Annotated in this window: 26 protein-coding genes; 12 read left to right on the plus strand and 14 right to left on the minus strand. The window is 61.5% G+C overall.

Translation table 11 applies throughout. The features are described from left to right. Window positions 1-8: 8 nt before the first annotated feature. Window positions 9-1,160 (minus strand): efflux RND transporter periplasmic adaptor subunit, encoded by a 1,152-nt coding sequence (locus C7411_RS26280; RefSeq protein WP_110386976.1) that lies wholly within the window; start codon window positions 1,158-1,160, stop codon window positions 9-11. Between the two features lie 37 nt (window positions 1,161-1,197). Beyond that, window positions 1,198-2,775 (minus strand): efflux transporter outer membrane subunit, encoded by a 1,578-nt coding sequence (locus tag C7411_RS26285; protein ID WP_110386977.1) that lies wholly within the window; start codon window positions 2,773-2,775, stop codon window positions 1,198-1,200. Between the two features lie 144 nt (window positions 2,776-2,919). Here C7411_RS26285 and C7411_RS26290 point away from each other — a divergent pair, with 144 nt between their 5' ends. Beyond that, entirely contained in the window at window positions 2,920-4,446 is a 1,527-nt protein-coding gene (locus tag C7411_RS26290; protein ID WP_110386934.1) for an FAD-dependent oxidoreductase, read from the plus strand. Between the two features lie 27 nt (window positions 4,447-4,473). Here the strand turns inward: C7411_RS26290 and C7411_RS26295 are convergent, their stop codons facing one another. Next, on the minus strand, window positions 4,474-4,863 hold the full coding sequence (locus tag C7411_RS26295; protein WP_243413352.1) for a hypothetical protein: 390 nt from the start codon (window positions 4,861-4,863) through the stop codon (window positions 4,474-4,476). A 917-nt stretch (window positions 4,864-5,780) separates the two neighbouring features. Between C7411_RS26295 and C7411_RS26305 the strand changes: the two genes are divergently transcribed. Further along, complete coding sequence (locus C7411_RS26305) at window positions 5,781-6,971, plus strand: MGDG synthase family glycosyltransferase (protein ID WP_110386937.1); 1,191 nt, start codon at window positions 5,781-5,783, stop codon at window positions 6,969-6,971. After that, a complete protein-coding gene (locus tag C7411_RS26310) occupies window positions 6,968-7,447 on the plus strand; it encodes a hypothetical protein (RefSeq protein ID WP_110386938.1) in 480 nt (159 codons plus the stop codon). Before C7411_RS26305 ends, C7411_RS26310 begins: the two co-directional genes overlap by 4 nt. Here C7411_RS26310 and C7411_RS26315 read toward each other — a convergent pair. From C7411_RS26315 to C7411_RS26340, 6 genes are all read right to left on the minus strand, one after another. After that, window positions 7,335-7,610, minus strand: coding sequence for an L-rhamnose mutarotase (locus C7411_RS26315; RefSeq protein WP_110386939.1), 276 nt, complete (start codon window positions 7,608-7,610; stop codon window positions 7,335-7,337). The two genes, C7411_RS26310 and C7411_RS26315, sit on opposite strands and share 113 nt — an antisense overlap. Then, window positions 7,610-8,743: a mannitol dehydrogenase family protein gene (locus C7411_RS26320; RefSeq protein ID WP_110386978.1), complete on the minus strand. Its 1,134-nt coding sequence runs from the start codon at window positions 8,741-8,743 to the stop codon at window positions 7,610-7,612. Before C7411_RS26320 ends, C7411_RS26315 begins: the two co-directional genes overlap by 1 nt. A 32-nt stretch (window positions 8,744-8,775) precedes the next feature. Then, window positions 8,776-9,786, minus strand: a complete 1,011-nt coding sequence (locus C7411_RS26325; protein WP_110386940.1) for a zinc-binding alcohol dehydrogenase family protein — start codon at window positions 9,784-9,786, stop codon at window positions 8,776-8,778. Between the two features lie 185 nt (window positions 9,787-9,971). Continuing rightward, a complete protein-coding gene (locus C7411_RS26330) occupies window positions 9,972-10,919 on the minus strand; it encodes an ABC transporter substrate-binding protein (RefSeq protein WP_110386941.1) in 948 nt (315 codons plus the stop codon). 38 nt (window positions 10,920-10,957) lie between these two features. After that, window positions 10,958-11,989, minus strand: coding sequence for an ABC transporter permease (locus tag C7411_RS26335; RefSeq protein ID WP_110386942.1), 1,032 nt, complete (start codon window positions 11,987-11,989; stop codon window positions 10,958-10,960). After that, on the minus strand, window positions 11,982-13,532 hold the full coding sequence (locus C7411_RS26340; protein ID WP_110386943.1) for a sugar ABC transporter ATP-binding protein: 1,551 nt from the start codon (window positions 13,530-13,532) through the stop codon (window positions 11,982-11,984). The genes C7411_RS26335 and C7411_RS26340 overlap by 8 nt, the downstream gene beginning before the upstream one ends. Before the next feature lie 243 nt (window positions 13,533-13,775). Here C7411_RS26340 and C7411_RS26345 point away from each other — a divergent pair, with 243 nt between their 5' ends. Next, complete coding sequence (locus C7411_RS26345; protein WP_110386979.1) at window positions 13,776-14,477, plus strand: FadR/GntR family transcriptional regulator; 702 nt, start codon at window positions 13,776-13,778, stop codon at window positions 14,475-14,477. 34 nt (window positions 14,478-14,511) lie between these two features. Here the strand turns inward: C7411_RS26345 and C7411_RS26350 are convergent, their stop codons facing one another. Together C7411_RS26350 and C7411_RS26355 are read right to left on the minus strand one after the other, a co-directional pair. Then, window positions 14,512-14,934 (minus strand): nuclear transport factor 2 family protein, encoded by a 423-nt coding sequence (locus tag C7411_RS26350; protein ID WP_110386944.1) that lies wholly within the window; start codon window positions 14,932-14,934, stop codon window positions 14,512-14,514. A gap of 95 nt (window positions 14,935-15,029) precedes the next feature. After that, window positions 15,030-15,299, minus strand: a complete 270-nt coding sequence (locus tag C7411_RS26355) for a hypothetical protein (protein ID WP_133253705.1) — start codon at window positions 15,297-15,299, stop codon at window positions 15,030-15,032. A gap of 492 nt (window positions 15,300-15,791) precedes the next feature. Here C7411_RS26355 and infA point away from each other — a divergent pair, with 492 nt between their 5' ends. The 5 genes from infA to rpsU all read left to right on the plus strand — a co-directional run bounded on the left by infA (window position 15,792) and on the right by rpsU (window position 17,510). Then, window positions 15,792-16,058, plus strand: a complete 267-nt coding sequence (infA, locus tag C7411_RS26360) for a translation initiation factor IF-1 (protein WP_110386946.1) — start codon at window positions 15,792-15,794, stop codon at window positions 16,056-16,058. A gap of 320 nt (window positions 16,059-16,378) precedes the next feature. Continuing rightward, window positions 16,379-16,669, plus strand: coding sequence for a hypothetical protein (locus tag C7411_RS26365; RefSeq protein WP_110386947.1), 291 nt, complete (start codon window positions 16,379-16,381; stop codon window positions 16,667-16,669). Window positions 16,670-16,744: 75 nt separating this feature from the next. Further along, complete coding sequence (locus C7411_RS26370; RefSeq protein WP_110386980.1) at window positions 16,745-16,984, plus strand: hypothetical protein; 240 nt, start codon at window positions 16,745-16,747, stop codon at window positions 16,982-16,984. Between the two features lie 67 nt (window positions 16,985-17,051). After that, window positions 17,052-17,267 (plus strand): hypothetical protein, encoded by a 216-nt coding sequence (locus C7411_RS26375; protein ID WP_110386948.1) that lies wholly within the window; start codon window positions 17,052-17,054, stop codon window positions 17,265-17,267. Between the two features lie 30 nt (window positions 17,268-17,297). Continuing rightward, on the plus strand, window positions 17,298-17,510 hold the full coding sequence (gene rpsU / locus C7411_RS26380; RefSeq protein WP_110386949.1) for a 30S ribosomal protein S21: 213 nt from the start codon (window positions 17,298-17,300) through the stop codon (window positions 17,508-17,510). A 90-nt stretch (window positions 17,511-17,600) separates the two neighbouring features. On the opposite strand, the gene C7411_RS38795 is transcribed toward rpsU, so the two are convergent. Together C7411_RS38795 and rpoD are read right to left on the minus strand one after the other, a co-directional pair. Beyond that, window positions 17,601-17,885 carry a hypothetical protein gene (locus C7411_RS38795; RefSeq protein WP_110386950.1) on the minus strand — a complete coding sequence of 95 codons (285 nt, stop codon included), beginning with the start codon at window positions 17,883-17,885 and terminating at the stop codon, window positions 17,601-17,603. Between the two features lie 381 nt (window positions 17,886-18,266). Beyond that, a complete protein-coding gene (gene rpoD, locus C7411_RS26390) occupies window positions 18,267-20,255 on the minus strand; it encodes an RNA polymerase sigma factor RpoD (protein ID WP_110386951.1) in 1,989 nt (662 codons plus the stop codon). Between the two features lie 504 nt (window positions 20,256-20,759). On the opposite strand from rpoD, the gene C7411_RS26395 reads away from it, so the two are divergent. After that, window positions 20,760-20,963: a cold-shock protein gene (locus C7411_RS26395; protein ID WP_028207638.1), complete on the plus strand. Its 204-nt coding sequence runs from the start codon at window positions 20,760-20,762 to the stop codon at window positions 20,961-20,963. A 177-nt stretch (window positions 20,964-21,140) separates the two neighbouring features. Then, window positions 21,141-21,365 carry a hypothetical protein gene (locus C7411_RS38445; RefSeq protein WP_110386952.1) on the plus strand — a complete coding sequence of 75 codons (225 nt, stop codon included), beginning with the start codon at window positions 21,141-21,143 and terminating at the stop codon, window positions 21,363-21,365. Window positions 21,366-21,861: 496 nt separating this feature from the next. On the opposite strand, the gene C7411_RS26410 is transcribed toward C7411_RS38445, so the two are convergent. After that, complete coding sequence (locus C7411_RS26410; protein ID WP_110386954.1) at window positions 21,862-23,697, minus strand: ABC transporter ATP-binding protein; 1,836 nt, start codon at window positions 23,695-23,697, stop codon at window positions 21,862-21,864. 113 nt (window positions 23,698-23,810) lie between these two features. On the opposite strand from C7411_RS26410, the gene C7411_RS38450 reads away from it, so the two are divergent. Then, window positions 23,811-24,143, plus strand: a complete 333-nt coding sequence (locus tag C7411_RS38450; RefSeq protein ID WP_243413353.1) for a hypothetical protein — start codon at window positions 23,811-23,813, stop codon at window positions 24,141-24,143. Window positions 24,144-24,238 lie beyond the last annotated feature (95 nt).

The following is a 24,238-nucleotide window of genomic DNA, read 5'->3' on the forward strand; positions in this document are numbered from 1 at the left end:
ACGCTCTTCTATTGTTCCTGGGGCGTCGGATTCGGGCTGTCCGCAGGCAGCACGCGGTTGTCGATCACGAGGGGCGTGCCGTTTTTCAGTTTCAGCTGGCCGCTCGTCACAACCTGCGTGCCTGCGCTGATGCCCTTGAGAATGGCGACCTGGTCGCCGCGCGTCGGCCCCGGCGTGACGAACACCTGTTGCGCGACGGGCATGATCTTGCCTTGCGCATTCTTTTGTTCGCCGGGCTTCACGACAAACACGGTCGCGCCATACGGGTTATAGGTGATCGCGGTTTGCGGCAAGGTCAGAAAGCGCTGCGCGCCGCCCGCGTCGATCTTCACGTTCGCATACATGCCGGGCAGCAGCTTGCGCTCGCGATTGTCGACGGTCGCCTCGATCTGGACGTTGCGCGTCGTACTGTCCACGCGCGGATTGATCGAGCGGATCTTGCCGTCGAACGCGCGGTTGCCGAACGCATCCGTATCGACGGCGATGGCCTGGCCAACCTGCAATTGGCCGAGCTGCTGCTGCGGCAGAAAGAAGTCGGCGTAGATCGGGTCGATGGCTTGCAGCGTGACGATGGCGTCACCCGGATTGAGGTACTGGCCTGGGTTGACCGTCGTGATGCCGACGCGCCCCGCGAACGGCGCGCGAATCGTCTTCTTCTCGACAAGGGCGGCCTGTTGATCGACCTGGGCTCTTTTGCTCTTGAGGTCGGCGGCGTCGGCGTCGAGCTGCGCCCTGGCAATCGCCTGAATGCCGAACTGCGCCTTGTCGCGGTTGTAGACCGTTTGCGCGAGGTCCGCCGCTGCTTTCAGCGACGCGAGCTGGGCCCTGTCCGAGTCGTCGTTCAGGCGCACGAGCACCTGGCCCGTCTTCACCTCCTGACCCGAGTTGAACGCGATCTCGCGCACGAGCCCGGCCACTTCCGTCGTCACGTCGACGCCGCGCACCGCACGCAGGCTGCCCACTGCCGCAAGCTGCGGCTGCCATGTCTGATAGCCTGCGATAGCGGCCGTGACGGTGGCGGGCGGCGCGGCGTTGCTCGCCATGAACTTCCTGATCATGTGCGCCCTGAACAGATTGAAGCCGACCAGCGCGCCGAGCAGTATGGCTACGCAGATCAACATGATGATCATCCGCTTTGCCATCGGTTTTTTCGTCGTCATCGTCATGTCCTGGCAGGAGTCGCCATTGCACAAGGATTCATTTCTGCGTGGCCGGCGCGGGCTGGGCTGCCTGGCTCGTCGCCGTGTCGTTCCACCAGCCGCCGCCGAGCGCCTGAAACAGCGCCGCCGTGTCCGCATAGCGCGCGGCCTGCGCCTGCGCGAGATTCACGACGGTCTGCTGGTATTGACGCTGTGCATCGAGCAGCGCCAGATAGCCGACGCCGCCGATGCGAAACTGGCCGCGCGTCAGGTCGAGCGAATCGCTGGCCGCGCGCCATGCTTGCGTCTGTGCGCTCAGGCCGGTTGCATCGTGTTCGAGCGCGCGTAACGTGTCAGCGACGTTCTGGAATGCGAGCAGCACCGTTTGGCGGTATTGCGCGTTGGCCTCGTCGAATGCCGCTTCTGCGGCGCGCTTTTGCGCGCTCAACTGGCCGCCGTGAAAGATCGGCTGCGTGATGCCTGCGCCGATGCTCCAGATCATGTCGGCATACTTAAGAAGGCCCGCGGGCGTCAGCGCTTGCGGGCCGTAACTCGCGGAAAGCGTGAGCTGCGGATACAGGTTCGCCGTCGCGACGCCGACCTGGGCGCTCGCCTGATGCAACGTGGCGTCGGCGGCGAGAATGTCGGGGCGTTGCCGCACGAGCGAAGACGGCACGCTGACGGGCAGCGTTTGCGGCAGCGTGAACATCGAGATCCTGAACACGGGCACGTCCGTATCGCTCGGCAGCTTGCCCGCAAGGACGGCGAGCTGGTGACGCGTCTGATCGAGCGACTGACGCAACGGCGGCAATGCCGCGCGCGTCTGCGCGACCAGCGTTTCCTGCGCCAGCACCGCGGTGCGGCTCACGCCGCCCAGCTCGAGTTGCTGGCGCATGATGCGAAGCTGCGCGTCTTCGTCGTCGGCGATACGCCCGGTCGCATCGATCTGCTCCCGCAGCGAAGCTTCCTTGATGGCCGCCGTCACGATGTTCGCGGTCAACGCGAGATACGCCGCCTGCAACTGGAAGCCCTGGTAATCGACCTGCGAGCGCAGCGATTCGAGCTCGCGCCTTCCGCCCCCGAACACGTCGAGGTTGTACGACACGTTCACGGATGCGTTATAGAGGTTCAGCAGTTCCGTGAGTTGCGGCTCGCCGAACGTGACACCGTTGAACTTCTCGCGCGTCGCATTGGCCTTCGCATCGACGGACGGATACAGGGTGGTGCCGATTTGCGCGCGAAGATTTTCGCCGGCCTGCCTGAGCGCCGCTTGCGCCGCAGCCACGTTGGGGCTGTTGGCGAGCGCTTCGCGGATCAGCGCGTCGAGTGGCTCGCAATGAAAGAGCGTCCACCACTGGGCAGGAATGTCCTGGCCGGCCACGAACTGTTGCGGAACACCCGATGCGCCCGGCGCCGAGGCAGTTTGATCGGGCAGCGGCGTGGAAGTGAAAGTGCCGGTAGCGGGCGGCGCGGGCGTATGGTAATCCGGGCCGACCGTGCAGCCGGACAAGGCGATCAGGACAGTGATCCACGCAGCGCGCGTAACCGTCTCGCATGCTGCATCGCGGCGAGATGCACTGCGCGAATGCCAGTGCAGGCGGCTGCGGCTGAATCCGTGGTTGACGTCATCGATCATCGATCCACCTTGTTTCACTGCGTGGAATACGAACGAAACGGCAAATGCAGAGTTTGAAATCATGCCACAGGTGCCGCTGGTCTGATCGACGTGGACTACCATTGAATTTATTCCCTTGCTGGCGGCGTGCCCACGGAGGCCGACATGAGTAGTGACGCATCGAATGAAAGCGGTCCTGATCTGGCACGAGGCGTGCCCATCGAATCTCTCGGCGAAGCGGGCCTGTTGTCAGGACATGTCGGTAACGATGCGGTGCTGATTGCACGGCTCGGTGACGAATTCTTCGCGATTGATGCTGCCTGCACCCACTACCACGGCCCGCTCGCCGAGGGGTTGATCGTCGGAGAAACGGTACGGTGTCCATGGCATCACGCGTGCTTCAGTCTGCGCACGGGGGAAGCGGTGCGGGCGCCTGCGCTCGGCCCTGTCGGGTGCTGGGCTACGCAGATCCGGGGCGACCAGGTTGTCGTGCTGCACAAAAAAGCGCCGCCCGCGGGTTCCGTGACCCCGCCGGCCGGCGCGCCACAGAAGATCGTGATCGTGGGCGCAGGGGCTGCAGGTTTCGCGGCTGCCGAGCGTCTGCGGCGCCTCGGCTACGCGGGCGGTCTCACGATGCTGAGCGACGACGACGCGCCGCCGGTGGACCGGCCAAACCTCTCCAAAGACTATCTGGCCGGCAGCGCGCCCGAGGCGTGGCTGCCGCTTCGCGATGACGCTTTTTACGCCGATCAACGCATCGATCTGCGGCTGAACGCCGGCGTCACTCGCCTTCACGTCGCCGCGCAGGAAGTGGAACTCGCGGATGGGAGCAAGGTGCCCTACGACCGTCTGCTTTTGGCCACGGGAGCCGAAGCGGTCCGCTTGCCGATCCCCGGCATGGATTTGCCGCACGTGCATACCCTGCGCACATTGGCCGACAGCCGCGCCATCATCGCCCGCGCGGCCAACGCCCGGCGCGCGGTTGTGATCGGAGCCAGCTTCATCGGACTGGAAGTGGCGGCGTCGTTGCGCGCGCGCGGACTTGAAGTCCACGTCGTGGCGCCGGAGCAGCGCCCGATGGAACGTGTGCTGGGGCCGCAGATGGGCGAATTCGTACAGCGGCTGCACGAAGAACACGGCGTCGTCTTTCACCTGGGAAACACCGCCAGCGCGATCGATACGCAGCAGGTATCGCTCAAGGCGGGCGGCAACCTGGAAGCCGATCTGGTGGTGGTCGGCGTCGGCGTGCGGCCGCGACTGGCACTGGCCGAGCAGGCCGGCCTCGCAATCGACCGCGGCGTGGTGGTCGATGCCGGCTTGCAGACGAGCGCGCCAGGCGTGTTCGCTGCCGGCGACATCGCTCGCTGGCCCGATCCGCACAGCGGCACGGCAATCCGCGTGGAGCACTGGGTCGTCGCGGAGCGCCAGGGACAAACGGCGGCAATGAACCTGATTGGCGGACGTGAGAAGTTCGACGCCGTGCCATTCTTCTGGAGCCAGCATTACGATGTCCCGATCAACTACCTCGGGCACGCACAGAACTGGGACGAGATATCCGTTGACGGCGATATTGCAGGACGCGACTGTTTCCTGCGCTACAAGCGAGACGGCCGCGTCGTCGCCGTAGCCTCCATCTATCGCGATGCAGAAAATCTGCGGGCAGAAGTCGAAATGGAGCGCGACCGACATTGACAGCGTCGCGTCACGAAGAATCGTCGACTAGTCGAGTTTCATGATGCCCATGTGCATCGCGGTGTCGGCACACATGACGACCAGCTCGTCGTGCGAAACACCCTCGGTCAACCGATGATTCAGCACCTCGTCGAATGTCCCGGCGCACTCCGAGACCGCGCTCATCGCGTCTCCTTCTGTCCGGTTGTAGGCGCCAGCGAGCAGCCATCGCGCCCGGCATTTTGCGGCGTCTATCGTTTCCTGAACGGAAGCGTCAGGGTCTGCTGCGCGACATTCGGGAATCGCTACAGGCTGGAATGCTTGCGACAAGGCGGGGATGAGGAAGGCAGCGGCAACGAGGTATCGACGGCACATGGCAGCTCCTTTCTTGAGGATCTTCTTACCGCCGTTGATTCGCGACGATGAGTCAATCGACAATCTATCACTTCTGCCAGCGTCGGTGGGTGTGCCAGCCGTCACGGCCCATGGAATGACGAATACGAATACAACGCATTCCATTCCGGTAAGCACGGCTGCAATCGCCCGGTTCGCCTGGGTACCGTCATATGGCAACCCGTCACCCGACGCCCGCGCGTGGGCATCGGGTTTCGCAAGATGCTGGACATCGAAGGCTATTAGCCGTTTGATGAAAAGAATGATCCAGACTCACCGTTTCTCAACTTCCGGCTGCAGCATTTGATTACGCGCGTCCATGCAGAACGTCGAACCACAATTCAGGTTTTCTATCAGTCACCTTTTCCCGGTTTCCGACATGGGCTCGCCGCACGTCTTGCACCGATAGCATGCGTACCCGTGCGAGTCCGTACCGTTGCCCATCAGTCCGGTCGTGCGAATCGATTCCCACTGGGACAAGTCCTCTTGATCGTCTTCGCACGCCACCTCTTCGCCTTCGTGTCCGTTGATGCACACGAAGTATCGCCGTACCAACGTCGTCATCGCTGCCCTCCTGCGGCTCAGGGTTACTGCGAAGCGGCGCTTCAGCCGCATAAGCCGGCCCTGGAGGCCCACTCGTGCAGGTTCGAACTCCTGAAGAGTCCTCGCCTGCGCGATCCGCTCCGTAATACGCTATCCAGTGAATTCGGGCGATGCTACAGGGAAGTATGGTCGGTCCATATCCGTTTCTCAACCTCGGCCGCCTGACTCCTCGCCTTCCAGAAAAATAGGCGCGTGAGGGCTGGCTTTTGCCGGCCGCGCGCCGGCCGGCCATCGGCATCATCCTGATTCCGGCTTGCATAATCCGGCTATCCTGACATTCTTTGCTCCTCAACCGGAACCCCGTTGCGACAGTATGGTGCACTGCATCAAGGCGAGTCCGCCTGGATCGACACGATGACATGGTCAAGCGAGAAAAACGAATTCTGCTGCTGAGCGTCAGTGCGGGCGCCGGTCACACCCGGGCCGCCGAGGCCCTGCTTGCCTTCGCCCAGACGCATCCCGCAGGCGTCGTGGCAGCGCACCTCGACGTCATGGATTACGTGCCGGCCACCTTTCGCAAGCTCTATACGGATCTTTATATCGAAGTCGTAACCAGCCAACCCGCGTTATGGGGCTATCTCTACCGCAAGACGGACGCAGCCGATCCTGCCTCGCTGCCGCAGAAAGTCCGGCGCGCCGTGGAGCGGCTGAACTGCAGGGCGCTGTTGGCCGAAATTGCGCGGTATGAGCCCGATGCCATTATCTGCACGCATTTCCTGCCCGCGGAGCTTTTGTCGCGCGAAATTCGTCACGGTCGGGTTCAGGCGCCGGTGTGGGTGCAGGTCACCGACTTCGATCTGCACAGCATGTGGGTCGTGCCCGGCATGAGCGGCTACTTTGCCGCGAGCGACGAAATCGCGTGGCGCCTGCGCATGCGCGGCGTGCCCGCCGGGTCGGTGAACGTGAGCGGCATCCCGATCATGCCCGCATTCGGTCAGCCACTCGAGCGTGTGTCGTGTGCTGCAGAATTCGGCCTCGACCCGAAGCGTCTGACGTTCCTCATGATGTCGGGCGGCGCCGGCCTCGCAGGTCTCGAAACGTTGGCGGCCCGGCTGCTGGAAATGGACGCCGATTTCCAGCTCATCGCACTGGCGGGTCGCAACGAGGCAATGCTCGCGTCGCTTCAGGCGCTGGCGGCGCAGTATCCCGGGCGCCTGTTCCCGCAAGGCTTTACACATCGGGTCGAGCGTCTGATGGCGTGCGCGGATCTTGCCGTTACCAAGCCGGGCGGGCTCACGACTTCCGAGTGCCTCGCGATGCATTTGCCCATGATCGTCACGTCGCCGATACCGGGGCAGGAAGAACGCAACGCCGATTATTTGCTCGAACAGGGCGTGGCGCTGAAGGCAGTCGATATCGGCGCACTGCTCTACCGGATACGCGTGCTGCTGGACGAGCCAACACGTCTTGCCGGCATGCGCCAGCGCATTGCCCCGCTTGGGCGGCCACTCGCAGGGCGGGTCGTGCTGGACCGTGTGCTCGACTCGCTTTCCTGCGGTTCGCCGGGCGGCGCAAGCGCAGCCGGTTCTGGCACCCGGACGTCCACGTGAGCCGCGCCGGTTTCAACCCGGACCTGCGTCTGGCAGCGCTGATTGCGTGGGTCCTGCTGCTGGGCTTCTTCTTCGCCAACGTCGAAATCCAGATCGAAGGTAGCGCGGGCTGGGCGGCCAACCTGCCGACGTGGCGAATCGAACATCACCGGCTGCTGGATATCTTCTGGGGCGGCCGCCCAATGACGGGGTATCACGCCTGGGTCTTCCCCTTCATGGCGCTGTTTTTCCACCTGCCCCCGCTCTTCAACTGGCAGTGGTCGTGGCGCACCGAGGCGCGCATCGTCGCCTGCATCATCCTGTTCTGGCTGACTGAAGACTTTCTCTGGTTTGTGCTCAATCCTGCTTACGGTCTCGCGCGTTTTACACCGGCCCATGTGCCGTGGCATATCCACTGGTTCTGGTTCGCGCCCACCGACTACTGGACCATGAGCGCAGCTGCAGCCGTGCTTTTTTTCGTTTCGCGTGTACGCTGATTTTCCCATCGCTGAACGACGGCATTGCCTGGATCTCCATGACCGGGACGCCACGATCACGTATGTGACGAACCACCTCGGGCCAAACCTCGCGAGGGTAATCCTCGTAGCGGGCGATGAATTCGGGATCGACTTTCAAATCCAGTGCAAAACAGTGGCGCATCAGAGAAGTCCATGCCTCGTCAGCAAGCGACGCAAGCGCGGCTGAGCGTTGCGCATCGACAAAGCGTTCGCGAGTTCGATCAGCGGCAGTATCCGCCTTTTGACCTTCGCTACGTGGTTTTGCGCGATGTCTGCAATTCGATGATCGAGATACGGGTTGCAGAACCGGTCGCGCACGCTGCTCAGGTAGTCCTCGGCTTGGGCACCCATGTTCGTCGCCCCGAAGACAGGCATGACCTCTTCTCGCCATACGGTTTCGATTTCATCACGCATAGGCGGATCATTCATTGCATCGAGCACTGTTTCGGACAGCGGTCGCTGTTCGATAAGCCACTGCTCCGCCAGCCAACTGTGACCAAGATTGAGAAAAAACAGTTTCAACCTTTCGTGGCTGCGCAAGTCGCCCGTCAGAACAATGTTCTCGTGCATGCACGGCAATTCCATTCCCGCACGTCGTTCGACAGCCCATAATGCATATGGCTCAGCCACCGCGCCCACAGGATCAATCGGTTCGGATACGATCCGGTCAACGAGTGAGTTCACCCAGACACATCTTTCACGTACGAAGTCGATGAAGGGCTCGGGCAATGACCATTGCGTTGCCAGACCGAGCACGATCTCGCGCAGGGTATCGCCGTTGTTCTCCACTAATTCGCACGGGAAAATCGACACGCCGTCGCCGGGGCGTTCTTGCCAACGCGAGTGAAGCAAGGCGAGCAGTTTCGCGGGATAGCTGCGAGGCACGGCCCCGCCATTCGAAAGCAGATCGGGCGAATCTCGCTCGTCGAGGCGGTAGCCCGTGTCGCCCGTGTTCGACACGATGACGCGCACGTCTTCGATCGCCGCGCGGCGAACCGTCGTCCAGTCGCGATCGGCAATCCACGCGGAGCGAATGCCGCCGCAGACGACGACCTTGTCCACCACCGCGCCATGTTCCCTCCCCCGGATCCGCACAGGATAGCCGCCAGGCCGCGACAGCGCAGCGACACGCGCATGACTGACGGGATTGCCGGTGGTCTGCACGACGCTGATACCGCCAATGGCATCGCCGCGCTCCAGTGCTTGCGACACAAATAGCGCGACATGTGCCAGGAGAAATCGGCTCGTGCCAAACTGAAGTATGGGTTCACTCATGCTGCCTGTCCCGAACATTGCATGGCACTCGCTCAGCACTCGACCAACGCTTTCACCACGGTCTGCCCGGTCTCGAGCAAACGCGGAAACGCCTCCGGAACATCGGCAAGCCGCATTCGGTGCGTGTTCAGGGCTTGATCCGGAATGCGCCCCGCACGCATGGCTTCCAGCACGGCCTCGAAGTCGGCGGCGGTGGCATTCCGGCTGGCGAGCAAGGTCGTCTCCCGCTTGTGAAACTCCGGATCGGAGAACGTCACCTGCCCCGGCACAATCGAGATCAGCGTGTATTTGCCGCCGTGGGCCACGAATCCGAATCCGCGGTTCATTGCATCGATATTGCCTGTCGCGTCGAAGACGACATCGAAAAATTCGTTGTTCGTCAGCGATGCAAGTTGTTCGGTGTCCGTTGGGCCGACAGCGACGGCAGCGTCTACATTCAATTGAGCCTTGCAAAATTCCAGACGATCAGCGCGCGTATCGAGGCAAGTCACATTGGCGCCTCGCAGTTTCGCAAAGATCATCGCGGCCATGCCGATCGGACCGGCCCCGGCCACCAGCACGCGTTGACCGGCCGATACCTCCGCCCGTCGCACCGCGTGCGCCCCGATCGCCAGAAATTCGAGCATCGCGGCCTGATCGAGCGTGACGCCTTCGGCCTGATGAACGAACTGCGCAGGTACGCTGAGGTACTCGGCAAGTGCGCCATCTCGATGCACACCCAACACCTGGATGTCGACGCAACAGTTGGTCTTACCTTGCCGACACGCAACACAATGCCCGCACGACAGATACGGCATGACGTAGACGCCGTCGCCGGAGGCGAATCCCGAGTCGGGTTCCGCCTCGACTACCACACCGGAAAATTCATGTCCCATCACGCGCGGGTACTGCAGATAAGGCTGATTGCCCGTGAAAATGTGCAGGTCGGTACCGCAGATTCCAACGCGGGACACGCGCAGCAGTACCTCGCCGGCTCCTCGAACGGGCGCGTCGGAGTGCTGCGCACGCAGTACTCCCGGAGATTCGCAAATCACGCTAAGCATAGGGATGTCCTCTTGATCAACTCATCATGCGCAGCGAAGAAGCTCGCCTACGCGATAAAACCTGCCTGCGTTGCCGCCGGAAACCTCGGGGACCGCCTCGGTTGCCAGTAGCGCTGGTGCGCATCGATACGCAGCGTCATGCTTGCCCCTCTGGAACAGGTGCATTGGCGGCAACATCGGCATCGTCAGTAAAGGACGTTCTTTGCCGTGGGCGAATCGAGGTTTTGCTTGTCGACCATTACGACGCCCGTATCGATATCCTTCGCGACACTCTTGTGTTCGATGACGTTGACGACCGTCTGAATTCCCTTGTATCCCATCTGCCAGGAACCCTGAACGGCGATCCCCTGGATCGTCCCGTCGCGCACGAAGTTTTGCAGATCCTGATTGCCGTCAAATCCGATTGCCACCACTTTGCCCGCCTTTCCACTCTGTTTGAGCGCGCGTCCCACCCCGACTGCGGTCGGCTCGTTTGCGCCGAAAATCCCCTTCAGATCGGGGTTCGCGGAGAGTACATCGGTGGTCTGGTTCAGCGCCGTCGCCATCTGGGACTGCGAGTAGTACGGACCGACGATCTGCAGTCTGGAATGCGCCGCGAGATATTTCTTGAAGCCGCCGACACGCCCGATTTCCGATCCGGCACCGGGCACGTAGGACATGAGCGCAATCTTTCCCGTCTGGCCGACGCGGTCGATCAGCGCCTGCGCGCAAAGCTCACCGGCCTTTTCGTTGTCGGTCGACAAGAACGACTGGTAGTACTGCTTGCCGGCATCGGACAGTGCGGAGTCGATCAACACGACGGGAATGTGCGCCTCCCACGCTTTCTTGATGGCCGGCACGAGCGCATCGGGATCCGACGGTGCGAGCACAATGCCCGCGACGTGCCGGTTGACTGCGTTTTCGACCATGTTCACTTCATCCGTAATATCGGATTCCGCGGCCGGCCCCTGGAAGGTCATCGTGTAGCCCTTCGCTTCGCCGAGTGCGGCATTCGCGCCTTTCTGCACGTTTTGCCAGTAGTTCGAATTGACCGTCTTGACGATGACGGCGATCTCGCCGCCTGCCGCATACGCGCCCGTGCTGAACGCCGCGCACAACAACGCCGATGCCGCAAAAATCGAAAGCTTCCGCATGTCTCGCTCCTCTTTTTTCGTGGTTGAACTACGTTTGACTAACGCTTCCTGCTGCGCAATTGATCGATCCAGACGGTACCGAGAATCACGACGCCGATAATGATCTGCTGGATGAAACTCGACACCCCGTTCATGTTCAGGCCGTTGCGCAGCACGCCAATGACGAACGCGCCGATGGCGGTGCCGGAAATCGTGCCTACGCCGCCCATCAGCGACGTTCCGCCGATCACGGCACTGGCGATCGCGTCGAGCTCGTACATGACGCCTTCGTTGGGCTGGCCGGTCACGAGACGCGACATCAGCACGCAACCCGTCACGCCGGCCAACGCGCCGGAAAGCACATAGGTGAACATCGTCACGCCCCGAACGTCGACACCGGAGAGACGAGCCGCTTCAGGGTTGGAGCCGACCGCGTAGATATGCCGGCCGAGCGAAGTCTTCGACAGGAGGATGGCGCCTGCGATGAAGAACACGATCATGATGACGACGGGATAGGGAATGCCTGGAAACGTCGTGTCCGGAAATCCATCCGCGCCGATATGGGAAACCCGGAACAACGCGCCGTTGCCGAGAACCCCAAACGCGTTGCCAAGGTCCGAGACCGGCCGGGCTCCGGTAATTTGCAGAGCGAGACCTCGGGCGACCAGCATCATGCCGAGCGTCGCAATGAACGGCGGCAATCCCATTCGCGTCACACAGATCCCGTTGACGTATCCGCACAGCGCACCTACGAGCACTCCGCAAAGCATGGCGAGGGGCACCGCCATACCGGCCTTCGCGAGCAACGCGGCCGAAACACCCGCGAGCGCAAGCACCGAGCCGACCGAGAGGTCGATTCCGCCTGTGATGATGACGCACGTCGCGGCGACGCCGAGGTAGGCGATCGAGGTCACCTGCAGGCTGACGGTCATCATGTTGCCCACAGAAAAGAATGCCGAACTGGTGACCGAGAATGCAATCACAAGTGCAACCAGGCTGCCAAGAGCCGCGAATTTCTGAATGAGGTCGCGGCGCCGCTGCCGAGCCGAGCGATCCGGGGGCTGGCTACGATCCGATGTCATTTCAAGCATGTGAACGCCCCGAAGCGAAGTGCATGATCTCCTCCTGACTGGTTTGTTTCGTTTCAAGAACGGCCGCTATCCGGCCCTCATGAAAAACGGCGATCCGATCGGTCATTCCAAGCAACTCAGGCAACTCCGAACTGATCAGTACGACACCCACACCGTTCGCGGCGAGCCGGTCCATCAGCCCGTAAATGGCGAACTTCGCGCCTACGTCGATGCCGCGCGTGGGCTCGTCGAAGAACAGGATCTTCGACCCTCGGTAAAGCCATTTGCCGATCACGACCTTCTGCTGATTGCCGCCCGACAGGTTGCGAACGATCTGCGCAACCGAAGGCGTGCGAATGGCCAGGTCATGCACATAGCGACGCGCGACTGCGGCTTCTTCATCGAAGCGCAGGAAGCCCGTGCGAGACGAGATGCCCCCCACGTTCGAAAGGGTGATATTCGCGGCAACCGACATGCCGAGCGCGAGGCCCTCCTGTTTGCGGTCTTCCGACAGGTAAGCAATGCCATGCCGAATCGCTTCGCGCGGCGAGCGGATCGTTACGCGATTACCGAGCAACTCGAGCGTCCCTTCATCCAGCCTGTCTGCACCAAAGACCGCTCTGGCGACCTCCGTGCGCCCCGCCCCCATGAGACCTGCGAAACCGAGGATTTCGCCTTTGCGCAACTCGAATGACACGGGGCCGAATACGCCATTGCGGCGCAGATCCCGCGCGCTGAGCAGCACATCTTCGGTGGGCATGGATTGCCGCGCAGGGTATGCGTCGTCAAGAGATCTCCCCACCATGCGCGCGACGATGTCATTCACCGTCAACGCTGCAAAATCGTCAGTCGATATATGCCGGCCATCGCGCAGGATCGTCACGCGATCTACGATCTGTGCCATCTCGTCGAGGCGATGCGAGATGTAAAGGATCGCCACGCCAGCCGCGCGGAGTTCCTGAATGATTCGAAAGAGCTGGGCCGTTTCCGATTCGGTCAAGGAGGACGTCGGTTCGTCCATGATCAACACGTTCGAATCGAACGAAAGCGCCTTCGCAATTTCCACCATCTGCTGCTGTGCGATCGACAGCGTGCCCACCAGCGTCGTGGGAAGCACGTCCAGGCCGATGCGTTGCAGGCAGCGCACTGCGTCCGCATTGAGCTTGCGGGTATCGACGAACGGTCCGCGCTTCGGCTCGCGTGCGAGGTAGAGATTCTCCGCCACGCTCAAATGTGGAACGAGGTTCAGTTCCTGGTGAATGATCGCAATGCCCGCGGCCTGCGCCTGGGACGTCGAACCGAAGCGGACCGATGCACCGCGAAAACGCATGGTGCCTTCGTCAGGCGGGTACTGGCCGCTGATGATTTTCATCAATGTCGATTTGCCCGCTCCGTTCTCGCCGCAGACCGCGTGAACCTCCCCTTCCCGAAGGTCCAGACGAATGCCATCGAGGGCCACTACGCCGGGAAATCGCTTCACGACGCCTTCGAGGCGCAGGATCTCCCGTCCCGGTTCACTCCGATCGACAGCGGCAAGGCTTGATGGACTGCGCGGCACTGTCATTGCGTCTCCATGTCCGACCAACCGTGCCTGCACGCGGTCAGTCCAATTTAGGTGAATTAAAGCCAAATTCCCTCTTTCGGTCAAGCCAATAGTGATTTACATATACTGATCTTACCAATGGTAGAAACCCCTGGAGACTCCCAATAGGCACGGCAATCGCTTGCAAATCAATGATTGCGAGCCGCCGTGCTAGACTTTGACGCAGGCTGCATGGTCCTCCGCGGCACCCCTTTCACCCAAACGATGAAATCGACAGAACCCAAGCGGCTTTACCAATCCGTCGCCACTCAAATCCTCGCGTTGATCCGTCAGGGTGAATTTCCGCCAGGAGAGCGTTTGCCGCCCGAACGTGAACTCGCGCTGAAACTGGGCGTGTCACGGCCGTCGCTACGCGAGGCATTGATCGCGCTCGAGATCGGCGGCCAGGTCGAGATACGAATGGGATCGGGCGTCTATGTCTGCGAGGCGGGTGAGGACGCCGCAGGCACAGTGGGCGCGCTAGGCGACAGTCCATCGGAATTGATGCAGGCACGAGCCGCCATCGAAGGCAGTGTGATCGTGCTTGCCACGGCACATATGACCGCAGCCATGCTGGACCGGTTACGCCGCACAGTCGAGCGGATGCGCCGACTCGCGGCAGCGGGCAAATCGCCAGTTGAGGCGGACCGGCAATTCCACATGTTGATCGCGGAAGCCGCGGGCAATTCGGTGCTCAGCCGCTATATGGGAGAGCTATTCGACAGCCGCCATGATCCGATCGCAGCCGCCATGCGAGGTCATGCGGAAAGTCCCCAAACCTGGACGGCGGCCGTGCAGGAACATGAGGCTGTGCTCAAGGCTTTGCAGGCCGGCGACCCTATCGCAGCACAAACAGCGATGCGCGCACATCTCATGGCTTCCGAAGAACGGTGGATTAGCGGGGCGTTGAAACAGGGAATGGATTAGTTGTTTGCATGGCGGTCGTGTACCCTCCACACATCTATTGCTTCCCGGTCATTGCGCTCCAGGCTGCATGGGAGTCCATGTAGTCTCTCCAATGCGTGATCTTTCTGTTTTCGATCTTGATGATTGAGCAGAACCGGTTGTTGTATTTCACGCCTGTGGCGAGGATGGTTCCATGAACCTCGTATTCGATGACACAGCCGGTTTTTGTCTCGTGGGTAATCAACTTGTCGGCAGATTGAAGCGCGATGTTGTCGACGTAGCCTTTGAATGCAGCCATCAGGCCGGTTCGTCCTTTGATAACGCGGGGCCAGCCCAGGTCGTAGAGGACCTCGTAAACGACATCGTCCGCAACGATGTCGAAGAAGTGCTCCCCATCGACAAGGTCACCGAGCGCCCCTCGAACCAGATTGAAGTAAGGATCGGCAGCCTCGTAGGCAGCGTATTTCGATTTCGGCATTCCAGACTCCCTGGTCCCTTTGGTATGTTGCCTGCAGAATGCAGCCTTGAATATCAATCCGAAGCCAGCCTCGCGAGCGAGGGTATAAAGGCGCTCTAGCGGAAGCTTTCGAGATTGCGCAATCTAATCGCGCTCGCGATGGCGTGCCGGCAACGCTTGAAGGCGGCGCTGAACGCTTCGTCCGAACTATCAAACGGCCCACCCTGGCCGCGAACTTCCGCCTCGGTCCGCGGAATGCCTCCAGAGTGCTCTGCGTACGTGATGGGCTCGACGATGTAATACTTTGCCTCGCCCTTCGAAGTAAGCCTGCTTTCGACTGCTGCCCTCATTTTCCAACCATTAAACGTGTCGAGGCGCGTTTCCATAGGCCCTCCCAGCCAGAATTGGGAAGACCGTCGCGAGATCGAAAGTACGATTCCCTAACCGATTCCCTGACCCATGGTGCGCCGAATGCTGCGCGCGCACAAGGCAAATACGCGGGCGTAACAGGTGCACGGGATTGCCGTCTTCGGTTACAATAGAAAATCGATTCGCCCCGTACGTTGCACAACAAGATCTCCGTTGTGCTCCTTGCGAATCCTCCCCCAACTGATCGCCCGGTGAGCCCGGCGACAACCCTATTCGTTGGACGTGCACCTATCCGCCCGGACCGGAATAGCTGCCTCCTGCGTCTGACTCTTCCATTTATCTGCAGGACTCGCCGCCCGGATGGGGCGAAGACCATGACGTCCCTGACGCGTGGCCGTTCATCGCCCGCGCACCTCTCACCATCGTGCGGTGAGTGACTGTCGACGCCCGTAGCTTGCCCTCGAAAAGCATCGCGCATCGATGGCAGGCGAATTAACCAGGACCCCTGAATGGCAAAAGAAGAACTGCTGGAACTCGACGGTATCGTTGAAGAAGTGCTTCCGGACAGCCGCTACCGCGTCACGCTCGACAATGGCATCGTGGTCGGCGCGTACGCGTCCGGACGTATTCGCAAGAATCACATCCGCATCCTTGCCGGGGACAGGGTCACGCTGGAACTCTCGATGTACGACCTCACGAAAGGACGCATCAATTTTCGGCACAAGGACGAACGCAGCGGCGGCGCAACGCAAAGGAGCGCGTTTCGCCGTCGTTGACCTGCCGGATGCGGACGCAGGCTGGGCCCGGTCACCACCGTACCTGGCGCACTGCTGTCATCGTCTGGCCGCACGCGCATCGCAAGCGGGATAGGAGTCGGGAAGTTTCGCTGTACAAAGGCATCAATGGGCGTAGTATGAAGTCACCGACGCCCCACGGCCGTTCCCGGCACATCCCCCAGCCGCCCTTCCGGCAGGATTCGGACCATTCGCTTTCTTCGCAGGCCGAATAATCGCAGCCACCCGTGTGGAGACTGAATTCAGTCGCTCGCACTCCGTCCACAATCTGCCGCGTAGTGATGCGGCCGCAAAGGCAAGCCATGACAACAGTGCTCCGTTTCTACCGTGGGCTCGAAATTTACCCGCTCGTCTATCCGCATCGCCCCACTGCAGCAGGGGGCGGACATAACTACGGGGAAGGATTCGATGCGGCCGTCCGTATTCAGGAACCGGAAAGTTCAGAGGGGACGTCGCGCAGCCGCGTATTCAGACTTGCCCAGAGGACACCCTTCCAGAACGCCGGCGACGCACGCCGCGCATCGGCCGCGTATGCAGTTCGCCTCATCGACACCTGTCCTGAGAACATGAGCGTGCTCGATCTTCAGGCGTGAACCGCGGTCCGCTCCCCATCACGCCCAGCTGGCAAACGTTCGCGGTGAGGCATGCTGCAAGACAGGAAGATGAAAATGGACAGAAATGAGCTGCTGGACCTGATTCGACGTAACGGTACAGGCATTATCGACCGGTTTCTTCCCTCGGGAGCGCGCGCCGAACTGGAAAGCGTCATCTGTGACGGCCATCGTGAGGTCGATGCGGATGCGTGGCTGATGTTCATGTCGATCCGCGCCCTGCTGCGCAACGGCGGGATGCCGAGCTGCGAGTCGGACTGTGAAGCCGGCCGTGTCATGGCCCTTCTGAACGCGTAACAAGGCCTGACGCCCCACCCGGTCCTCACCTGCAATCGCAGCCGCGCGGCAGTCACAAGAGAAAGCAATGCACTTTAATTCAACGCGGTTCCTCATCGACCCCACTCCACGTCGGGCCGACGACGAGTATATGGCCCATGCCCGTATCAGTTGCAGCCGTGCTGACGGCAGCGAATACGACGTTCATCTGAGCGGCGATCTGAGGGGCTTCGACTTGCGCGACGACGCGATTGCCTACGCGAAGAACTGGGCACGGGAGTGGCTGGACGCGCGGTTTGGCTGAAGAAGCACGAACCCACAACCAGGAAAAAAATTGACTACTGTAATCCCCAAGCTGAATGAGCCTCTGGAAGTCGCATTGCGCCGCTTCCGCCGATCGATTGAGAGCACCGGCCTGTTAAAGGAGCTGCGGGCCAGAATGGCCTACGAAACACCGACCGCGGAGCGCAAGAGAAAGAAGGCTGCGGCGGTGGCTCGACTGCGCAAACAGATCAAACGGTCATTGCCGCCCAGAAAACCGTACTGACCAGGCTGCCGGAATGCCCAGACATGACGGATGGACAGACGCGCTAATGGACGGGTTCACCGTCCGCGATGGAAGCGCGGTTTGATGCATTCAGAGAGCAGCCAGCAACCGGAGCTGATGTTCGGTTTCGGCCCCGTGAATCAGTGCATAGGCCCGCATGTCCATGCGCTCAAGGACCGAAACGGATTCCGAGCCCGAAAAGTCGTTCCACGCGTCGCCCACGATTGAGGTCGGCGCGCCGCGGGCCCTCGCAAACGCTCGCAGGAGAAGGCTTGCATCGCGGCGCAATACATGACGGTCGGCGTTCAGAACATACGGCGCACAGCCAGCGCGTAAAACGAGGTAGTACGGAATCGCGTCACGATCACTTTGCATGGAGGCGGTACCGGTTCGGAAGGATGGGGACTTACAGTTTCGCGCGCCGTTGCAACTGACCGCTACGTCTGGTCGAACGGGCGATAATGTCCCGAAGGATGCACTCGCCCGTGGTCATTTTTTGAGGCGACGACGGTCGACCCGCCTGTTAAAGCGAGCGCAACTCGCCACCTGAAACAGGCAGCGGATACCACACGCCAGCGGCCCTTTCACATGTCCGCGACTGAAGCTCCGCTTACCTTTCCGTGGATGATGTTCTTTCCCTGCCGCAAGGCGGCACGCCTTGCCGCGCCGAAGTCGGAGAGCGCGTGCGGTTGGTTCAGCCTGAAGTACGAAGACGTTTGCGCCAGATCCTGAGTTGATCGATGCAAGTGGCCTGTTTCAGCGCTCGAGAAATGGCCTCAACTTGTCAGCGTTGCCCGGATCCCTCAGCGTGCGCATCGCCTGGTTCTCGATCTGGCGGATCCGCTCGCGGGTCACGTTGAATTGCTCGCCAACCTCGCCCAGCGTGCGACCGGCAGTCGTATCGAGCCCGAAACGCATCCGCAGGATCCTGGCCTCCCGGGGCGAAAGTCCGCCAAGCGCCTCATCGATCGCGGCGCGCATGTTCGCATGAATCGCTGCGTCAGCCGGCGAGCTCGCAGTGACGTCCTCAATCATGTCGCCGAGCGTCGCGTCCGCGTCGTCGCCCGCCGGAGTTTCGAGCGACACAGGTTGCCTTGCGGCCCTGAGGAGGCTCCGCACTTTTTCCTCGGACATCTCCATACGCCTGGCAAGGACGGCGGGGTGCGCATCCTGTCCCGTCTGTTGCCTGATTTCGCGAGCCATACGGTTCAGCTTGTTGATCATCTCGATTACGTGTACCGGCAGGCGAATGGTTCGTGCCTGATCGGCGAGCGCGCGCCCCACAGCCTGCCGGACCCACCATGTGGCATACGTCGAGAACTTCCACCCGCGCCGGTATTCGAACTTGTCCACGGCCTTCATCAGACCGATATTGCCCTCCTGGATGAGATCCAGGAACGGCAAGCCGCGATTGACGTATTTCTTGGCAATCGCGATAACAAGACGAAGATTCGCTTCGATCATTTCCCGTCTCGCTTGCCGCATTCTCGACTCCGCGGCACCCATTGCGCGGTTGATCTCCTTGAGCCGCCGCAGCGGCAGCGAAACCCTCGCCTCGATGTCGGCGAGTTTCTGCTGCCCGGCCTGAATGGCAGGCAGATGTCGCTCGAGCGCCGCGCCAAAGTGCCGTGAACCCGCAGCCACGCGGCTCGTCCATTGAAGGTCGGTCTCGTGACCGGGGAACGACTCGAGAAACTGCTCGCGCGGCATGCCGCAACGGGCGACGGCGATCTCGAGAATACTGCGCTCGAGCGCGCGAACCTCCGCAACCTGCTTCTGCACGCCGGTACACAGACGATCAACGGTTCTCGGCGTAAACCGGATCGCCGTCAGTTCGCGATGCACCTCGGCGCGCATGCGTGCAACGGCTGCGCAATGGCCGTTCCCGGTAGCAGACGCATGCGAAATCTGCTCGAAAAGTGCCCGCACACGGTCGAAAACCGCGAGACTGTCGTTCATAAGCTGCTGGAGACGCGCCGCGTCCGCTGCCTGCTGATCACCGGTGTCCGGCCCAGCGTCGTCACCGTCCGGCCCGCCACCACGAGCGGAGGCTTCGGCTTCGCTTTCTTCGGCGCCCGGCGTCATTGCGCATGAGTCCACGCCATCGCTGACGCCAGCGACCAGTTCATCGATACGCAGTTCTCCGGCAATGGCGCGATCCACGTCGGCAAGGATGGAGGCCACGACCCAGGGAGATGCGGCGATCGTCTGCATCATGTCCTGCATGCCGCACTCGATGCGTTTCGCGATCTCGACTTCGCCGGCCCGTGTCAGCAATTCCCTCGCTCCCATCTCCCGCATGTACATCCGGACCGGGTCCGTCGTACGACCGTATTCGGAATCGATGGTCGACAGTGTGGCTTCCGCTTCCTCCTCCGCCTGATCGTCGGATGCCACCGCGGACGCGGCGCCGCTCAACAGGAGCGTCGCCGCGTCTGGCGCCTGCTCGTACACCGCCACGCCCATGTCGCCGAACGTGCGCACAATCGCCTCCATCGCGGCGGTCTGCGCAAAGTCGTCCGCCAGGTGATCGTGGATGTCCACGTGCGTGAGATAACCGCGCTCACGGCCAAGCACGATCAATGCGCGCATCTGGTGTTGTCGCGCTTCATCCTGCCGAGCGATTGTCTCGATGTCTCGCGGTACTTCGACAGTCCTGGGCTTTCCCTTTACGGCGAGGCGGCGGGCCTTTGGCGCAACCGCAATCACGGGCGACGACAGATCGTCGCGAACAGGACTTGCCAATACGTTCTCCTCGACAGGTTGGCTGACGATCGTCGCAGGCAGGACGGCAGATCAAGTTGACTGTCGGGGTGCGAACGGTATCGTGAATTGACGCACGGACAAACGAGGCCGGAATGCCTTCGGCGAGACCCGGTGTGCGCAAAACGGGGGGAATCCTAAATAATACCGGACGCAGTTATGCAACGCAACGTGCATTACGAATTTCCGCCAGACAAACCAGGCGGCGCAAAGGGCGCAAACGCCACGTGTGCGGGCATTCGGTCCCACATGAGCATTGCGTACAGAACGGCACTCACGAGGCGTGCCTGGCGGCAGCCTCAAAGGGAAATGTCTTGACTTCGATCACTTTCCCCGGTAGTGTGCTGTACTGAAGTCTTCAAGAAGTGCGATTGCTGCTCATCATTGACCGCATCCTGCGGTACTCGTTGTCCTCTCCCCTCCTTGATCTTTTTCCCCGCGCCCATCTGGAGCGCACCTATGTACGTTCATGCTCAGGAGAATTCCATGGACACCGGTACCGTAAAGTGGTTTAACGACAGCAAGGGTTTTGGATTTATCACGCCCGACGCGGGTGGCGACGATCTGTTCGCGCATTTCTCGGAAATTCGCGGCGACGGCTTCAAGACGCTCGCAGAAGGCCAGAAGGTCAGCTACGAGACGAAGCGCGGACCCAAGGGCATGCAGGCCTCCAATATCACCCCGCTGTAAGCCCTCTGCGCTTGTGCCGCCCGATGGCGGCACCGCCCACGCGCTCTCGAATCGGGATCCATTGGCCATCTCGTGCCACGTGGCGAACTGCCAGCCGCCCGCCGCGATGCCCTGCGTCTCGCTCGGCCGGTCTCTCCGGGCGAGACGACCGGCCCCAGTATTTTCAAAAAGACAATAGTGCAAAATCCTGTCGCCAGGCACTACCGCGGTTATGCGGTCAGGCCCTCGGCTCACCGTCTTCCCGACGGTTGTTTTTCTTCGAACCTTACCCTTACCCGCCCGGGCGATCGCGAAGAACGTTCGCGTTACGAGTTTTATACGCTCGGCTATTTCTCGACCGAACTGGAAGCCCTCGGCTTTTCGGATCATTGGGGACGCGACTGGATCGACACCCGGGGCTAGTTCGGTTTCGGCAACTCACCGTGCGAGTTCGGGCACAATCCCGCTCCCCCCAACCGACAGGACACAACCAGCGTGTTACGATGAGCCAGTTCCGAAGGAGGCACATTGTGCAAAAACCAGTCATAAGTCCCGAGGAATTTGTCGATGAGATCAACCGGCGCCTCCCGGAGCACGATTGTTATAGCGCAGGCCTGCGCATATTTCTCGTACCGCGTAACGGCCGGGGGGAGGATGCTATCGGTATCGACTGGGAGCCCCGCACGGCGCGCAATGGTGTCATCGCGATAAGCGAGACTCACCGTGAGGTATCTGCGGAATTTGTCGTGAGCAAATATCTGGGGCGGCGCCACTGATCCGCCGGAAATGCGGCCATCCCCGACCAGCCGGTTGTCTTCGATTTGCCAATGCCCGGCACGCTATCCGATGTGCCCGACGTCGGCACGCCGGAGCCTGAGCCGGACCAGACTCCCCGTGAGTGAACTCCATGCCGCGATAATCAGGCGCACACTCCCGCGGCACGCCTCTCGTGACGAAGCAGCACATCGCGATAGATGCCGGCGCGGTGCGCTAGCTCCCCGGGTGTGCCATCGTCCACCAGCCTGCCATGCTGGATAACAACGATGCGATCGAAGCTTTGCAGCGTCGAGAGACGATGAGCGATTGCAACGACCGTACGTCCCTTCATGAGCTTGTCCAGCGCCGCCTGGACCACTGCTTCTGTCGCGCTGTCGAGCGCCGAGGTCGCCTCGTCGAGCAACAGGATCGGCGCGTCTTTCAGGAAGGCGCGGGCAATCGCAATACGCTGCCGTTGCCCGCCGGAGAGGCGCGCGCCGCGGTCGCCCACTGCCGCGTGCAAACCGTCCGGCAACGCGAGGATCAGTTCGAGGCAGCCTGCATGCTCGCAGGCCCGCAGCACTTCCTTTTCCGTCGCCTCGGGCCGCCCGTAGCGCAGGTTATCCAGCAGCGAGCGGTTAAACAGTGAGATATCCTGCGGCACGAAACTCACGGCGTCGTGCAGGCTCTTCAGGCTCACGTCCGATAAGCGCTGTCCAGAAATGCACACCGCACCCGCCCCTGCTGGCGGATCAAACCAGCGAAGCAGTAGTGCAAGCACGGTGCTCTTTCCCGCACCGGAAGGTCCAACCAGACCCACGCGTTGTCCAGCGTCGATATGAAGGCTGAAGTGATCCAGCACACGGCGTCTGCCGGGGTAGGAGAACGAAATGTTCTCGAAATCGATATTCGCGTCGCGGACGTCCAGGTTCGGCAAACCCAGCCTTTGCTCCATCTCACGCGGCACGAGCAGGAATTGCGCAGCTTCGGCGAGCCGCGCTACATGCTGGGTCATATCCACCAGCGCCACGGCAAGATCGCGCGTGCCATGCAGAATGGCGAATCCGAGCGAACTCACCAGCACGACGTCGCCAGTAGTAGCCCGCTCCTCGTTCCAGAGCCAGACAACCCAGCCCAGCAGCAAGCTCGACAGCACGACCGTCAAGACGGCATGCACGAGCCTGAGCTTTTCGAGGTGACGCAATGAGGACTGGCGCGAGCTGACTTCGTTGTCGAGACAGTTGCCGAACCGCAGGCATTCGCGCGCCGTTGCATCGAAGGCTTTGATGGTCGACATGTTTCCCAGCAGATCGACCAGTTCCCCATCCACGAACGCGGCCCGCGTGGCAAAACGCAAATGGCGCTCACTGCCCTTCCTCGCAAGCCAGAAAAGAAACACCGTCATGAAAGTGGAAATGACGACGAGCGCGAACGCCATCCCCACGTTCACCCAGCCGATGAGCGCAACGGCTCCCACCACCGTTAGAAACGTTGGAATGGCGCTCCACGCCGACGTATTTTCAATCGTGAAAAGCGCATTGGCAGTCGCCGCAATCCGGCTTGCCAGCGTGCCCGGCTGCGCATTCGAAAAGTAAGCGGGCGAGTGCCCGGTGAGATATCCAAAGAGTTCGCGCCGCACATCGCCCGTTACGGCAACGAAGGTTCGCACCCCGGCAAGACCTGCGAGACGCCAGAAAAGATTATCGGCGAACAGAAGCGCGACGATGACGAGAAAGGCGTCCACCACGCGAGCGGGATGCGCGTGGCCCGCGGGTAATGCATCGACAAGATTCCTGATCGCAAACTGCGCCCCGAGCGCACAGCCCACGGCCGCCGTTATGCTCGCGAGGACCATCGCGTGGCCATACGGATGTGCCGCAACGTAACGCCAGAGCAGGCGCACCGGGTGGTTCGCGTACTGGATGAGCGCCTTCGCGCGCCGCCCGCGGGTATCGGGCTGGCGGCTGCCGTCTGCCATGCCTGCGTCTGTCGTGACCATCGGAGCGCCCCCGTTTGCCGCCGTCCCGAAGCGCCGCACAGATCGTTCCCGCTGCGCCCCAACCTGGAACGCAGATCTGCCGGCTCGTCGACCATCTTTAAGGAATACCTGAAGTGGGGATATCCGCACTGGTTCCATTTCGTGACTGGTTCGCTGGAACCCATGACCGCCGTTCTGCTGACCCGAGCACGGAAGCGGCTGTGGGCTCGGCGCTCGGCTGCACCTCGATGCTGGCTGCGCTGGCCGAACCCGTCGTGCCGATGTGCTCGCCCGCGCACGCTGGCGGGCGCGAGCTTGCGCGCGGCGCTCTGGTGCAAGTGGGCGCCGACCGCTTCACGCGTCTTTTTACGCGAAACGCATTCCTTTCGTGCCGCGTGACCGACATCAAGCAGAGCCGCCTGGCGGCATTCCGGCAGCGGTTGCGGGCGAAAGCGTCGCCGGATTGAGCGCTTGCGTTCGGCGGCATACCCAGGGGGTTTCCCGCCGCTTGAATGTCATCAGACGCGTAGTACGATGAGATCATCGAAAAACAGAATTAGAG

It is taken from the genome of Paraburkholderia silvatlantica, assembly GCF_003096715.1.
GTDB classification, from domain to species: Bacteria; Pseudomonadota; Gammaproteobacteria; order Burkholderiales; family Burkholderiaceae; genus Paraburkholderia; species Paraburkholderia silvatlantica.